Origin of the sequence: Bradyrhizobium macuxiense (assembly GCF_007993935.1) — a bacterium.
Taxonomy (GTDB): domain Bacteria; phylum Pseudomonadota; class Alphaproteobacteria; order Rhizobiales; family Xanthobacteraceae; genus Bradyrhizobium; species Bradyrhizobium macuxiense_A.
The window spans coordinates 157,787-171,055 of record NZ_VITY01000019.1 but is presented as its reverse complement, the minus strand read 5'-3'; the positions used below and the strand labels follow the sequence as shown (position 1 = coordinate 171,055).

The following is a 13,269-nucleotide window of genomic DNA, read 5'->3' as shown; positions in this document are numbered from 1 at the left end:
AAAACCCTCGGCTGGAAAACACCGGCAGAAACCCTCGACGAACTGCTCCGAGTGAGCGATACACAAAGTGTTGCGACGAGCGGTTGAATCCGCCCTGGATCGCCCGGTCGAGCCGGGCGATGACAATGTGGGTGGGGACGCAGCATCGCAATCGCGCGACGTGAATCGTCCGAGCTTTGCTTTTCGTCTCGTGCGGACGCGACAAACCTGCCTAAAGTCTTACAACACCTGATGCACGTCGATCACGACGCGATCGGCGTGGCGGGCGGCGGAGCCGATGAAGATGTGCTGCATCAGCCAGCGGTATTTTTCGGCACCGGTTTCGAATTTCGGCACGGTGCGGAAATAGATCAGCTTCGGGTCGACCGGCTCGCCGCGCTTGAGCTTCTGCAAGAGTTCGACCGGCCCGAAACGGATGCCCTTGTTCTCGACATAGACGACGGCGCCGTCGTCGGTCTCGAAGGCGTATTTTGCCTCGAGCTCGATCAGCTCATTGGGCCGAATGATCTGGAAATCGGCGCCGAAGGGAAGCACCTTGCCGTTGATCCCCTCGCCTTTCACCTCGCCGCCGATGATCGGAATGATGCGGCGGACGCCGGTGCCGATGTCGCCGGCGGACGTTACGTCGGCGATGCGGGCGGTGATGGTGAAGGCGTATCGGGTCTGAAGTTCGGGACTCATAAGCCTAGCCTATCATGCGCTGCGGCAGCCAGGTCGCCAGCAGCGGGAACAGGATCAGGATCACCAGCCGGATCAGGTCCGTGATCACGAACGGCAGCACGCCGACAAAGATCGTCGACATGTTGACGTCCTTGATCACGCTCTTGATCACGAACACGTTCATGCCGACCGGCGGATGGATCAGGCCGAGCTCCACCGTCATCACGATGATGATGCCGAACCAGATCGGATCGAAGCCGAGCGAGGTCACCACCGGAAACACGATCGGCACGGTGAGGATCACCATCGCCATCGCATCCATCAGGCAGCCGAGCACCAGATACATCAGCAGGATCAGCGCCAGCACGCCATAGGGGCCGATGCCGAGCCCGGTGAGGAATTCGGTGACGTTCTGCGGCGTCTGGGTGATGGTGAGGAAATAGCCGAAGCACAGCGCGCCGATCAGCACGGTGAACACGGCAGCCGCAGTGCGCGTCGCCTGCAGCAGCGATTGCAGGATGCCGTCCTTGGTGAGCTTGCCTCTGACAATGCCGATGATGAAGGCGCCGACCGCGCCGACCGCGCCCGCCTCGGTCGGGACGAAGAAGCCGCCATAGAGGCCGCCGATCACGAACAGGAACAGCAGCAGCGGCGACCAGACGTCGCGCAGGGCCAAGACGCGCTCATGCCACGACGCCTTCTTTCCCGCCGGCAGGAAGCCCGGCCGCGTCACGCCGATGATGCCGATCGTGATCATGTGCATCAGGATCGCGAGCAGGCCCGGCACGACGCCGGCGATGAACAGCTTGCCGATGTCCTGCTGGGTGATGATGCCGTAGACCGCGAGCACGGTGGACGGCGGCAGCATCGCCCCCAGCGTGCCGCCGACCGCGATCACACCGGTGGCGAAGGACTGCGGATAGCCGAAGCGGCGCATCTCGGGATAGGCCACCGCAGAGAAGGTCGCCGCGGTCGCAACCGAGGAGCCGGAGATCGCGGCGAAGCCGCCGCAGGCCGCGATGGTCGCGATGCCGAGCCCGCCCTTCCAGTGGCCGACAAAGGTGTTGGCAGCGCGGAACAGCTCGCGGCTGATGCCCGAGACGGACACGAAGGCGCCCATCAACAGGAACATCGGGATCACGCCAAAGGAATAGTCCGTCACCGTACGCATCGTGGTCTGGCCGACCAGTTTCAGTGCCGGGGCAAAGCCGGTGAGATAGCCGAAGCCGGTGATGCCGACGAGGCCCATCGCCATGCCGACCGGCACGCGCAGCAGCATCAGCACGAACAGGCTGACAAAGCCGATGACGGCGACGGCCTCGGGACTCAAATCGAGACTCATGGCCGTCTACTCCGCGGTCTTGATCTTGGCATCATGGATATCTTCCGGATGGAAGATCAGGCGGTAGGTGCGGATCGCGATCAGCAGCACTGCGGAGACGTCGCCGATCCACGACACCAGGAAAAACGGCCAGACCGGGACGCCGAGATCCATGGTGACGATGTGACTGTTCCTGGTGTCGATCACCTTGTCGACCAAGGTGTAGGTCTGCACGCTCACCACGAACAGCAGCACCAGCGTCGCGAAGATGTCGATCCAGCGCTGGTAGCGCGGCGTGGCGTTGGCCCAGACCAAGTCTACCGTGATGTGGGTGCCGCGATAGCTGGTCGCGGCGATGCCCCAGAAAATCAGGATGCCGAGCAGGAACTGGCCGAAATTGTAATAGTCGGGGATCGTCACCGCGAAGAATTTGCGCATGAACACCGCGGTGAAGGTGTTGAGCGCGACGACGCCGACGAAAAAGGCCGCCACCCATTCGATCGAATCGATGAAGCGGTCCATGAAATTCTTGCGCACCGGCTCGGGTGGACCGGTGATCGCGCCGTCTGGGGAGACTTCGGCAGATTGCGTCATGCGCTGCTTCGATTGGCTCCCTCGCCCGCTCTTGCGGGGAGAGGGTTGGGGTGATGGCTGCTTCCACGACTCGTGAATGCGGTGAGACCTGTACCCCCTACCCGGATCGCATCTGACGATGCGATCCGACCTCTCCCCGCAAGCGGAGAGAGGTGAAGGGGAGCGAAATCAGATCCCCGCCTCGTACTTCTTCAGCGTGGCCTGCAGATCGGCCTCGATCTTCTCCGCATCGCCGCCGGCCTTCTTCACCGCCTCGGCCCAGCTGTCGCGCAGCGGCTTGACCGCTTTCTTCCATTCGGCGAGCTGATCTGGTGTCAGCTGATAGACCTCATGGCCTTGCAGCGCCTTCATCTTGGTGCGGCCATTGGCTTCGAAATCGGTCCAGGGATCGGTGACCTTGGAGGCCCATTCCGGCGAGCAGTGATCGTCGATCACCTTCTTCTGGGCATCCGACATCGAATTGTATTTGGCGAGGTTCATGTTGTAGGTGAACACCGTCGTATAGAGCGGCACGTCCATGTGGTACTTCACCACCTTGTCGATGCCGAACAGGAAGATCGAGCCCCAGGGGAAGGTGATCTCGTCGGCCACGCCGCGCTCGATCGCGTCGCGCGATTCCGGCGCGGAGGCCTGCACATTGGTGCCGCCGAACATCTTGACCATCTCGCCGATCGTGCTCTGTGCGGGACGCACCTTGACGCCGGAGAGGTCGCTCGGCAGCACGATCTTCTTCTTGCCGTGCAGCGCGCCCGGATCGTGGATGAAGGCGAAGCAGAGCTTGGTGTCCTTCATCTCGGTCGGCGCGTATTTGTGGTACCACTCGTTCAGCGCCAGCGTGCCCTTCTTGCCGTCCGAGAACACGAACGGGAGCTGGCCGGCGGCAGCGATCGGGAAGCGGCCGGGCTGATAGCCGGGATTGACATAGGTGACGTCGGCGATGCCGTCGCGCGCCATGTCGTAATGGTCGAACGCCTTGCCGAGCTGCTCGGAGGGAAACACGGTGACCTTGATGGTGCCGCCCGACGCCTTCTCGATGTCGGCGGCCCAGGCCTGCGTCGCCGGCACCAGCGGATGCGCCGGCGGCACCCAGAGCGACACCTTGAGATTGACGGTCTTGTCCTGCGCTAAGGCAGGTCCAATGGCAGGGACTGCGGCCGGCACGATGGCGGCTGCCATCAGCAGCGCCAACAAACTCTTCCTCATCACGTCTCCTCCTCTCCAGGACGGCGGGCTTGGTGCCCGGTCTCATTACTTAACATGTTATCTAATTCGCACGGATATTCAAGACGAAATCCACCGGGCGGACGCCTCGTCGCACCCGGCCCTCCGGCATCTTGCGCTGCGGCGAAAGCATTCCGCGGCAAATCGGCCTTGCCAAACCTGTTATATGATATAGTTGCCATGGCAAGTTGACGGCGGCCGCCCCGGCGCGGGCGCCCGGCTCGAACCTATCCGATCGGGAGGAGCAGGTATTGCGGACAAAAGTAGCAATCATAGGCGCAGGTCCGGCCGGACTGTTGCTTGGGCAACTACTTCATACTTTCGGCGTAGATAACGTCATTCTCGAGCGGCAGACCCCGGAATACGTGCTGGGGCGGATTCGCGCCGGCCTGCTCGAGGAAGGCACGGTGTCGCTGCTCGACAGCGTCGGCGCGGCTGCCCGCCTGCACCAGGAGGGCCTGGTCCATCACGGCGTCGAGCTGGCGTTCGGCGGCGCGCGGCACCGCATCGACATGCATGCGGCGACCGGCAAGACCGTGACCATTTACGGCCAGACCGAGGTCACGCTCGATCTGATGAACGCCCGCAAGGCCGCCGGCCTGACCTCGATCTATTCCGCCGCCGACGTCAAGCCGCATGATTTCGACACCGATCATCCGCGCGTCAGCTACATCAAGGACGGCGTCAGCCACGAAATCGCCTGCGATTTCATCGCTGGCTGCGACGGCTTCCATGGCGTCAGCCGCGCCAGCGCGCCGGCCTCCGCCATCACCAGCTACGAGCGGGTGTATCCGTTCGGCTGGCTCGGGATCCTGTCGGAGACGCCGCCGGTCTCGCCGGAACTGATCTACAACAACCATGAGCGCGGCTTCGCGCTCTGCACGATGCGCTCGACTCATCGCAGCCGCTACTACGTGCAGTGCCCGCTCGACGATCATGTCGATCAATGGTCGGACGAGCGGTTCTGGGATGAATTGAAGCGACGCCTCGACCAGAAGGCCGCCGACGAGATCGTCACCGGCCCCTCGATCGAAAAGAGCATCGCGCCGCTGCGCAGCTTCGTCGCCGAACCGATGCGGTTCGGCCGGATGTTCCTGGCCGGCGACGCCTCGCATATCGTGCCGCCGACCGGCGCAAAGGGCCTCAACCTCGCCGCCAGCGACGTGCATTATCTGTCGCAAGCGCTGCGCGAATATTACGACGAGAAATCCTCTGCCGGCCTCGACGGTTATTCGGCCAAGGCGCTGGCGCGGGTCTGGAAGGCGGTGCGCTTCTCCTGGTGGATGACCTCGATGCTGCACAAATTCCCCGACGAGGGCGAATTCGCCGCACGCATCCAGATCGCCGAGCTCGACTACCTCGTCAGCTCGAAGGCGGCATCGACCTCGCTGTCGGAGAACTATGTGGGGCTGCCGTTCTAGCGAGGAGACGACTCCAGACCCGGTCATCCTGAGGAGCCGCGAAGCGGCGTCTCGAAGGATGCACGGCCACCGAGCCGGGCCGTCGACCCTTCGAGACGGCCGCTCCGCGGCCTTCTCAGGGTGACGGTGATGGGCCCCACCGAATCCAAGATCGTGCTTGCATCGCGCGATTGCGACGTCCAGCCTCAACACCGGAGACCCCCGGGAGCAGCCGGCATGTTCACGCTGTACTTCGCACCGGGCGCGAGCTCGATGGCCGTCCACATCGCCTTGCACGAGATCGGTATCGGCTTCGAAGCCCGTCCGATGTCGTTCAGGCGCAACGACATGCAGGCACCCGGCTATCTAGCGCTCAACCCGGAAGGCAAGGTCCCGACGCTCGTGATCGACGGCCGCCCGCTGACCGAAGTCGCGGCGATCCTGTTCTATCTCGCCAGGCGCTTTCCCGAGGCCAAGCTGCTGCCGCGCGACGATCTCGAGGCCGAGGCGCAGGCGCTGTCATGGATGTCGTTCATCGCGTCCACGCTGCACCCTGCAAGGGCGCGCGGACCCGACTACGCGAAGGCGGTCTGGGGGATCGCCGACCGCCGCTTGGGCAACGGCTGGGCTATCGGCAACTACTCGATCGCCGATATCCATCTGTTCCGCCTGTACTGGCGGCTCGCCAGTTCGCTCAAGCTGCCGCCGGAGACGTTCCCTCACCTCACGGCGCATTACGACAGGATGATGGCGCGGCCGGCGGTGCAGAAGACGATCGAGATCGAGAGCGAAGCCGGCTACGAATTGCCGGCATGACCGGCCGCCGCGCTGGCGCTTTCAAACATCCGCGCAAATCCCGTTTAAAACTTTGTAGGCGGTGAAACCGTCATCGACATCGCGTTCAATGGCGTCAACCCAACGTCATAGGCGAGATTCAGATGACCACCGAAACGCAAGTCGCACCGGACATTCCCCAAGACAACTGCCAAGATATCCCGCAAGGCTTCGAGCCGCTGTTCCGCAAGAGCCCGCTCACCGAGCCGTGGGAGCCGCTTTACCAGAAGAAGACCGAGCGGTCCGTCATCATCGGCCTGCGGCTGGCGAGGCCGCACACCAACGGCCGCGGCCTGATTCATGGCGGGCTGATCGCAGCGCTTTCCGACAACGCGATGGGCTATAGCTGCGGCCAGGCCACCGGCTGGACCACATCGTATGTGACGATCTCGCTCACGGTCGATTTCGTCGGCTCGGCCAATGTCGGACAGTGGCTCGCGATCGAGAGCGATGTGATCAAGACCGGCAGCACGATCTGCTTCGCGCAAAGCCTGATCAAGGCCGACGGCGTGACGATCGCGCGCGCCAGCGGCACGTTCCGCGTGGTGCCGAAGAAGCCGCCGGTAAGCTAAGCACTTTCGCTAGCCGAAGTGCCAGTCGGTGATCTCGGTGACGAGGTCGATGAAGGTCCGCACCTTCGCCGACAGCAGCCGGGATGTCGGGTAGACGATGTGGATCGGCACCGGCGGCTGCTCGAAATCGGCGAGCACGATTCGGACCCGCTTCGCCTTCAGCGATTCGGCGGCCTGGTAGGCCATCACCCGGGTCAGTCCGCCGTCCTGCTCGGCGAACTGGATGGCGGAATCCGAGCTGTTGCTGGTGAAGCGCGGCGTCGGCGTGATGCGGATTTCCTGCCCGTCTTCAATGAAGCGCCAGTCCGGCGTCGCCGTCATGGCGCCGAACTGGATGGTGTCATGGGAGGTCAAGTCTGCCGGCCGCTTCGGCTCACCGCGGAGCTTGAGGTAGCCATGCGAGGCCACCACGATGCGGCGCATCTGGCCGACATGCCGTGCCACCAGCGTCGAATCCGGCAGGTGCCCGAGCCTGACCGCGAGGTCGACGCCATCCTCGACGAGGTTGATGCGGCGGTCCGACAGCCGCAGGTCGACGCCGACATCGGGATAGCGCTTCAGGTAGGCGGAGACGACCGGGCTGACATGCAGCCGCCCGAAGCCGAACGGCGCCGAGATCACGAGGCGGCCTTCGGGGCGGGTGCGCTCGCTCTCCACCGCATCCTCGGCCTCCTCGACATCGGCGAGGATCCGCCGCGCGCGCTCCAGGTAGCGCGAGCCGGCGTCGGTCAGCGTCACCTGCCGCGTGGTCCGCTGCAGCAGCCGCGCCCCCAGTCGTTCCTCCAGTGCGGCGATCAGCCGGGTGATGGCGGAGGGCGACAGGCCGAGCTTGCGGGCGGCGGGGGCAAACCCCTCGAGGTCCGCCACCGCGACGAAGGCCTGCATGGCATCGATCCGGTCCACGGCACTATTGCATAATCGGCAACAGTGAAGTGTCAATTCACAAGATTGCTTGCGATCCGGAAACGCCCATCTTGTGCTCTCAGGACGCCCGTTACGGGAGGCCCAGATGTCCGATTCCCACACCTATCCCAGCGATGTCGCCTTCACTCCGGCGGTCAAGGCGATCCAGGCCCGCAAGGGCTCGCGCGACGCCTACGCCGAGGTCGAAACGCATGGCGGCTGGCGCAGCGAGATCGACGAGCAACTCGCCGGCTTTCTCGGCGAGGTAAACAGCTTCTATTTCGCGACTGCCTCGGCGGACGGACAGCCCTACATCCAGCATCGCGGCGGACCGAAGGGCTTCATCAAGGTACTCGACAAGCACACGCTCGCCTTCACCGACTACAGCGGCAACCGGCAGTTCATCACGCAAGGAAATCTCTCGGAGAATGCGAAGGCGTATATCTTCGTGATGGATTATGCGCACCGCCGCCGCGTCAAGCTGTGGGGCGAGGCGCGGGTGGTGGAGGACGATCCGGCGCTGACACGCGCGCTGATGCCGCGAGGCTATCGCGCGCGGCCTGAGCAGGTGATCCTGTTCAAGGTCACCGCGTGGGACACCAACTGCCCGCAGCACATCCCGCAGAAATTCGACGCGGCCGATGTGGCACAAGCCCTCGCCTCACGCGACCAGCGCATCGCCGAGCTCGAGGCGGAGCTCGCCGCATTGAAGGGCGAGCCCGCTCCCGCTACGCCGGTTTAAGCGGCCTGCTGTTGCAACGGCGACCAGGCGAATTCCGGATAATATTGCTGCATCATCCGGCCGACATAGGCGGTGAGATTGTCGAACTTCTCGGTGCGCTCGCGCAGCGGCGAATCGAAGAACGGCGTCAGGATCCCCGCCAGCGCGCCGAACGCGGTGGCATCCGTGCCGCAAGGCGCGTTGCCCATCAGATAGGGCTTGTCGCCGAGCTGCACCGATAACGCAAACAGCGAGCGCATGGCGACGTCGACGTCCTCGTCGGGCCCGTGGCGGCCAAGCCCGCTCAACAGATAGTTCTCGGCGACGCGGAACTGGGCGTCCTCGCGCATCTTGTCGCGCAGATGATCGGGCGCGCCGTCGAAGAAATGCGCGGGTCCCTTGGCGAAATTGGTATCGTCGACCCAGCGCGCGCCGACCAGCGCCCAGTAGACGTGATGTTCGATCATGCGCTCGAAGGCCCAGGCCTGGGCGCGCGCCTGCAAGCTCAGCGGCGCATCGAAATCGAAGCCGTATTTGCCCTCGATATGGGCGCGGATGAAGGTCGAATCGGCGATCGTCTCGCCGTCATCGGAAATGAACGGCAGCTGGCCCTTGGGAGAGGCCGGCGGCATCGCCTTCTCCTTCACATAGGCAAGCCCGGCCATCTTGAGCTGGACCTCGGTCTTGGTCACGAAGGGGCTAATTTCCGGCAGACCGAAGCCCGTGCCAAAGCCAAAAAGCGTAATCATATGAAGCTCCCGATCGCCTGTGGTCGTAAACTGAAGCTAGCTGTCCCCTGCTGCCAGCATGGTGTCAGCAGTAGTGGCATTCCCTGCCGAGCGGGCCTGCGGGTGCGAGGCGGCGAACCGCCTCGCGAACCCGCTTGACCAGCCGTGCCCGCCCGTAGGACCAGGCTGCGCCGATCGACTGTGCGACCAGCGCGACCAGGGCCCAGCGCAGGTCGCCGGAGGTGGAGTAGACCGTGACCAGTTGTTCCAGCGCGAAGCTCTGCGCCTGCCTGAAACCGAGTTCATCAAGATTCGTCATGGACAAATTCCCTTCACTTGAGGTGTTGTCCTGATATAGCCCCCACCTGCTGCCAACATGCTGTCAGCAGCAGTGACAGGGGGCGCGAAAAGCCGACGCGTCGGGACATCGCGAGAACCGTCAAGACGCTCGTCAAGACAGCTGCAAGAGAGCGACCAAAGAGAACTGCCATGAGACGCGCCGACCGGCTGTTTCAGATCATCCAGGTGCTCCGCCGCACCCGTAAGCCTTTGACCGCTGATGCAATCGCAGCCGAGCTCGAGACATCGAAGCGGACGATCTATCGCGACATCGCGAGCCTGATCGAGCAGCGGGTGCCGATCCGCGGCGAGGCCGGCATGGGCTACATCCTGGAGAAGGGTTTTGACCTGCCGCCCTTGATGCTGACGCCAGACGAGATCGAGGCCTGCGTGCTCGGCGCGCAATGGGTGGTCGGTCACGCCGATCCGGCATTGGCGCGCGCGGCCGAGGACCTGATGGCCAAGATCGCCGAGACCGTGCCCGACCGCTTACGTCCGTTCGTGCTGGAGCCGGCAAGCCGCGCCCGCTCGGCCTGGAACCGGGAGCCTGACCGCATCGACATGGTCAGGACCCGCAGCCAGATACACGAAGGCAAGAAGATCACGCTCAACTATCGCGACGAGCATGGCCGCGATAGCGAGCGAACGATCTGGCCGATCGCGGTCGGCTATCACGAGGCGGTGCGGCTGCTCGCCGCCTGGTGCGAGCTGCGCAAGGATTTCCGCAGCTTCCGCACCGACCGCGTGGTCACCGCGGTTTACCACGACGAGAAGTACCCGGAGCGGCGCGACCTGCTGAGGGCGCGCTGGCGGCGCAGCCTGGTGTGGGAAGCACCGAGGGACACCTGATGGCCGGCAACGCGATCGAGGCGGCGGACGCGAGCCCCTGCCAATCCTGCGGCGCCTGCTGCAGCTATTCGGCGAACTGGCCGCGCTTCACGATCGAGGACGATGCGCAGCTCGACCTGATCCCGGCGCAATTCGTCAACGCGCGGCAATCGGGGATGCGCTGCGAGGGCGACCGCTGCTCGGCGCTGTCGGGGAAGATCGGAGAAGCAACGCGCTGCGAGGTCTATGCGGTGCGGCCGGAAGTGTGCCGAACCTGTCTGCCGGGCGATGCGGAATGCGCGATGGCGCGGCGCCGGCACGGGCTGCCGCTCATCGCGAGCGCGCAGCCGGATTAAGCACGATTTAAGCCGTCACAGTCACCGTCTCGCTGACGTCCTCGTCGTCGAGTTCGTCATCAACGATCGGTGCGAAGCTCGACAGCGGCTTGGTCGACAGCGTGATCGGCTTGCGGCCGCCATGCGAAGTTGTCGTCGCGCGAGCCGGCTCGCGCGACAGCGCGTACAGCGTCGACCCGACACGGCCGCCGGAATTGACCAGCTCCCACTCGCTGCAGCTCGACGCAATCGCCACCGCGAGCGCGTGCAGATGGCTGCGACGATAGCAGAACAGCGCCAGCCTCGCCCTGATATCGGGCGCGACATTGGCGACCAGCAACGAAAGCCCGTTCGGATTGGCGCGATACATCTGGCCGAGCAGGTCGTCCGCAACCGGGCAGGCATCGTTCTCGAAGGCGTCGCGGCTTGAAAACATTTGCAAATCCCCCTCGATCGGGAAGATGCAGCGCAATCCTCTAACGAAAGGTTAACCACGGCCTCCGGTCGTCTCCGGAGAGGCTTGCCCGTTGCACGCGAATCACATCCGCCCGCCGCGGCCGGACGGTCGATTGCTTGAAATGAAGGAAGCGGCGTCCGTCAGCCGCTCAGTTCGCGGCCATGTAGATCGACAGCGCGAAGCCGGTGAGGTGGTGCAGCGCCTGGTCGACCCCGATCAGGGTCCAGAACCAGGGATGGCCGGATTCCAGCGTCACGCCGAAATGCGAGGCGCAGTATCCCTTGCAGCGATCGACGATGATGTGGATCACGAAGTCGACGAAGGCGACGTACCAGAACCGCGGCGCCACCACCAGGATCAGCGCCAGCGCGACCGCGAGATGGACCAGGCAATGCGCGAGCAGCGGCATGGCCCAGCCGGTCTTCTGGTCCTTGCCGATCGCCATCCAGGCGTTCTGCAGCATGAAGTCGGCGATGATGTGCTTTGCGGTGAGAAGCAACATCCATCCCACCAGGGCACCAACCGACACCGACGATGACATGGCAGGAAACAACAAGCTGACGCCCTTTTACTGCGATGAATGTGATTGCAAGAAATCCGGGTCAGGCCGTCAGCACAATTCCGCAAACCGAAGCTTGTATCATTTATGACATCTCCCGCGGCGGAATGCACCTGCGGTCCCTCGAAAATCACATCTGGGTTCGGCCGTCGATAGTGGCGATGGTCATGTGGCATCGCGGCGCAGGCGAGCCGAGATTAAGGTTACGGCCGGTGACCGGTTTGCATTCCCGCCGGGGCGGTATATCGTCGGCCGCGCAGGAAATTTTCTTTCTTTTATAGTCATTTACGGAATCAGCGGGCAGCGCGGCGCCGTTCCGGCAACGGGCCGTCCCGGACGCGTGATGAGCCTCGTGATCAGTCATGAGTGCCGAAGCCCCCGCGCCTTCGCCGATGCCGCCGCGGCCGCGCGCTCCGGTCGCCAAGAGCAACCGTGCGCAGATCATCATCTTCACCCTGCTGACACTGCTGCTCAGCGCCATCACGGTGATCGGCGGCCGGGTCTGGCTGCGCAATTCCGAAACGCTGGTGTTCGCGGTCGGCGATGCCAACGGCCCGGAGGCGAAGTTCGCCGCCCGCCTCGCGACCGTGCTGAAGAACAATTCGTCGCGGCTGCGGCTGAAGATCACGCCGAACGCGGACAACGCCAAGGCGCTGGCGCAGTTCGATCGCCGCGACGCCTCGCTTGCCATCCTGCGCACCGACGCCAAGGTGCCGCCGCGCGCCCGAGCCATCGCGATCCTCGAGCATGACGTGGTGCTGGTGCTCAGCCCCGGCGGCAAGAAGATCAAGTCGCTGCCCGAGCTCAAGCGGAAGAAGATCGCTGTCGTCGGCGACGGCGAGAACGGCGTCAATTTCGTCCGCAGCGCGCTCGAGATTTCCGACAGCCCGGATGCGGCGCAGCGGGTGCAGCAGGCGCCGCCGAATACCCCGTTCGACAGACTGTTCGCGTCGGGCTTTGCCGCCGTGGTCGTGATCGAGCATGCCTCGAAGATCGTCAAGGACAAGACCTACGAGCAATACGCCAAGCGCGCCGGCGGCTTCACGTTGAACGCGATCGACGAGGCCAAGGCGCTGGCGCGCAAATATCCGGCGATCTCGGAGGAGACGGTCTCGACCGGCATGCTGTCGTCCTCGCCGGCGATCCCCGATGACGAGGTCGACACCATCGGGCTGGAATGGCTCCTGGTGGCGCAATCCTGGATGCCCACGACGACAGCCGCCGAGCTCGCGCGCATCGTCTATGAGAACAAGTCGGAGCTCGCGCTCGACAACGGCTTCGCCTCCAGGATCGAGCCGGCCGCGACCGACAAGGACGCCTTCATCGTCGCCCACCAGGGTGCTGCCGAATACATCAACGACGACACCAAGTCGTTCATGGATCGCTACAGCGACGTGATGTATCTCGGCGCCGCCGCGCTCAGCATCATCGGCTCGATCTTCGCTGCGATCTACACCAAGATCACCCGCGTCGCGCCGGCGCGGGCCAGCGAGCTGGCGGGCCGGATCCTCGACATCGGCGAGCGCGTCGAGCACACCACCTGCAGCGAAGACCTCGACGAACTGCAGGACGAGCTCGAGGCGATCCTGCGCGGCGCGGTGATCGGCCTGCGCGACGGCACGGTTTCCGGCGACGGCCTCGACACCTTCAAGCTCGGCTACGAGCTGGTCCGCGACGAGATCGCCCTGCGCCGCGATCATCTCAAGCGCCACCCGGCGACACCGGATGACAACCTCGTGGTGGTGAAGACCGCGAACGGGTGAGTGATCGTCGCCCCGCATATTCGCTGTCGTCCCT

16 protein-coding genes are annotated in these 13,269 nt (G+C 64.2%); 7 read left to right on the top strand and 9 right to left on the bottom strand.

The annotated features are described in order from the left end of the window. Positions 1-219 precede the first annotated feature (219 nt). The 4 genes from FBZ93_RS36435 to FBZ93_RS36420 all read right to left on the bottom strand — a co-directional run bounded on the left by FBZ93_RS36435 (position 220) and on the right by FBZ93_RS36420 (position 3,778). Complete coding sequence (locus FBZ93_RS36435) at positions 220-681, bottom strand: DUF3237 domain-containing protein (protein ID WP_146992213.1); 462 nt, start codon at positions 679-681, stop codon at positions 220-222. A 4-nt stretch (positions 682-685) separates the two neighbouring features. Next, positions 686-1,990: a TRAP transporter large permease gene (locus FBZ93_RS36430; RefSeq protein WP_146992226.1), complete on the bottom strand. Its 1,305-nt coding sequence runs from the start codon at positions 1,988-1,990 to the stop codon at positions 686-688. Positions 1,991-2,008: 18 nt separating this feature from the next. After that, positions 2,009-2,518 (bottom strand): TRAP transporter small permease, encoded by a 510-nt coding sequence (locus tag FBZ93_RS36425; RefSeq protein ID WP_050425513.1) that lies wholly within the window; start codon positions 2,516-2,518, stop codon positions 2,009-2,011. Between the two features lie 225 nt (positions 2,519-2,743). Then, on the bottom strand, positions 2,744-3,778 hold the full coding sequence (locus tag FBZ93_RS36420; RefSeq protein ID WP_146992211.1) for a TRAP transporter substrate-binding protein: 1,035 nt from the start codon (positions 3,776-3,778) through the stop codon (positions 2,744-2,746). Positions 3,779-4,047: 269 nt separating this feature from the next. Between FBZ93_RS36420 and pobA the strand changes: the two genes are divergently transcribed. From pobA to FBZ93_RS36405, 3 genes are all read left to right on the top strand, one after another. Continuing rightward, on the top strand, positions 4,048-5,217 hold the full coding sequence (gene pobA, locus FBZ93_RS36415) for a 4-hydroxybenzoate 3-monooxygenase (RefSeq protein ID WP_146992210.1): 1,170 nt from the start codon (positions 4,048-4,050) through the stop codon (positions 5,215-5,217). Between the two features lie 216 nt (positions 5,218-5,433). After that, positions 5,434-6,012, top strand: coding sequence for a glutathione S-transferase family protein (locus FBZ93_RS36410; protein WP_167529381.1), 579 nt, complete (start codon positions 5,434-5,436; stop codon positions 6,010-6,012). 122 nt (positions 6,013-6,134) lie between these two features. Beyond that, positions 6,135-6,602: a PaaI family thioesterase gene (locus FBZ93_RS36405; protein WP_146992208.1), complete on the top strand. Its 468-nt coding sequence runs from the start codon at positions 6,135-6,137 to the stop codon at positions 6,600-6,602. A 9-nt stretch (positions 6,603-6,611) separates the two neighbouring features. On the opposite strand, the gene FBZ93_RS36400 is transcribed toward FBZ93_RS36405, so the two are convergent. Beyond that, positions 6,612-7,505 (bottom strand): LysR family transcriptional regulator, encoded by an 894-nt coding sequence (locus FBZ93_RS36400; RefSeq protein ID WP_146992207.1) that lies wholly within the window; start codon positions 7,503-7,505, stop codon positions 6,612-6,614. 106 nt (positions 7,506-7,611) lie between these two features. On the opposite strand from FBZ93_RS36400, the gene FBZ93_RS36395 reads away from it, so the two are divergent. After that, positions 7,612-8,247, top strand: a complete 636-nt coding sequence (locus FBZ93_RS36395; protein WP_146992206.1) for a pyridoxamine 5'-phosphate oxidase family protein — start codon at positions 7,612-7,614, stop codon at positions 8,245-8,247. Here FBZ93_RS36395 and FBZ93_RS36390 read toward each other — a convergent pair. Together FBZ93_RS36390 and FBZ93_RS36385 are read right to left on the bottom strand one after the other, a co-directional pair. Continuing rightward, entirely contained in the window at positions 8,244-8,975 is a 732-nt protein-coding gene (locus FBZ93_RS36390; protein ID WP_146992205.1) for a glutathione S-transferase family protein, read from the bottom strand. The two genes, FBZ93_RS36395 and FBZ93_RS36390, sit on opposite strands and share 4 nt — an antisense overlap. Positions 8,976-9,039: 64 nt before the next feature. Further along, positions 9,040-9,273, bottom strand: a complete 234-nt coding sequence (locus FBZ93_RS36385; RefSeq protein ID WP_146992204.1) for a hypothetical protein — start codon at positions 9,271-9,273, stop codon at positions 9,040-9,042. A 170-nt stretch (positions 9,274-9,443) separates the two neighbouring features. Here FBZ93_RS36385 and FBZ93_RS36380 point away from each other — a divergent pair, with 170 nt between their 5' ends. Beyond that, positions 9,444-10,142, top strand: a complete 699-nt coding sequence (locus FBZ93_RS36380) for a helix-turn-helix transcriptional regulator (protein ID WP_028336549.1) — start codon at positions 9,444-9,446, stop codon at positions 10,140-10,142. Then, positions 10,142-10,477, top strand: coding sequence for a YkgJ family cysteine cluster protein (locus tag FBZ93_RS36375; protein ID WP_146992203.1), 336 nt, complete (start codon positions 10,142-10,144; stop codon positions 10,475-10,477). Before FBZ93_RS36380 ends, FBZ93_RS36375 begins: the two co-directional genes overlap by 1 nt. 7 nt (positions 10,478-10,484) lie before the next feature. Here the strand turns inward: FBZ93_RS36375 and FBZ93_RS36370 are convergent, their stop codons facing one another. After that, the gene (locus FBZ93_RS36370) at positions 10,485-10,892 is read right to left on the bottom strand and encodes a hypothetical protein (RefSeq protein WP_146992202.1); all 408 of its coding nucleotides are present in this window, start codon (positions 10,890-10,892) and stop codon (positions 10,485-10,487) included. Between the two features lie 169 nt (positions 10,893-11,061). Beyond that, entirely contained in the window at positions 11,062-11,415 is a 354-nt protein-coding gene (locus FBZ93_RS36365) for a DUF3307 domain-containing protein (protein ID WP_208764108.1), read from the bottom strand. A 419-nt stretch (positions 11,416-11,834) separates the two neighbouring features. Between FBZ93_RS36365 and FBZ93_RS36360 the strand changes: the two genes are divergently transcribed. Further along, entirely contained in the window at positions 11,835-13,235 is a 1,401-nt protein-coding gene (locus FBZ93_RS36360; protein ID WP_246667787.1) for a TAXI family TRAP transporter solute-binding subunit, read from the top strand. The last annotated feature ends 34 nt before the right edge of the window (positions 13,236-13,269 follow it).

What these genes read in the sequence shown, in the direction of transcription:
- FBZ93_RS36435 (WP_146992213.1), bottom strand. Translation starts at nt 681, where the DNA reads ATGAGTCCCGAACTTCAGACCCGATACGCCTTCACCATCACCGCCCGC.
- FBZ93_RS36420 (WP_146992211.1), bottom strand. Translation starts at nt 3,778, where the DNA reads ATGAGGAAGAGTTTGTTGGCGCTGCTGATGGCAGCCGCCATCGTGCCG.
- FBZ93_RS36410 (WP_167529381.1), top strand. Translation starts at nt 5,434, where the DNA reads ATGTTCACGCTGTACTTCGCACCGGGCGCGAGCTCGATGGCCGTCCAC.
- FBZ93_RS36405 (WP_146992208.1), top strand. Translation starts at nt 6,135, where the DNA reads ATGACCACCGAAACGCAAGTCGCACCGGACATTCCCCAAGACAACTGC.
- FBZ93_RS36395 (WP_146992206.1), top strand. Translation starts at nt 7,612, where the DNA reads ATGTCCGATTCCCACACCTATCCCAGCGATGTCGCCTTCACTCCGGCG.
- FBZ93_RS36390 (WP_146992205.1), bottom strand. Translation starts at nt 8,975, where the DNA reads ATGATTACGCTTTTTGGCTTTGGCACGGGCTTCGGTCTGCCGGAAATT.
- FBZ93_RS36385 (WP_146992204.1), bottom strand. Translation starts at nt 9,273, where the DNA reads ATGACGAATCTTGATGAACTCGGTTTCAGGCAGGCGCAGAGCTTCGCG.
- FBZ93_RS36380 (WP_028336549.1), top strand. Translation starts at nt 9,444, where the DNA reads ATGAGACGCGCCGACCGGCTGTTTCAGATCATCCAGGTGCTCCGCCGC.
- FBZ93_RS36375 (WP_146992203.1), top strand. Translation starts at nt 10,142, where the DNA reads ATGGCCGGCAACGCGATCGAGGCGGCGGACGCGAGCCCCTGCCAATCC.
- FBZ93_RS36370 (WP_146992202.1), bottom strand. Translation starts at nt 10,892, where the DNA reads ATGTTTTCAAGCCGCGACGCCTTCGAGAACGATGCCTGCCCGGTTGCG.
- FBZ93_RS36365 (WP_208764108.1), bottom strand. Translation starts at nt 11,415, where the DNA reads ATGTTGCTTCTCACCGCAAAGCACATCATCGCCGACTTCATGCTGCAG.
- FBZ93_RS36360 (WP_246667787.1), top strand. Translation starts at nt 11,835, where the DNA reads ATGAGTGCCGAAGCCCCCGCGCCTTCGCCGATGCCGCCGCGGCCGCGC.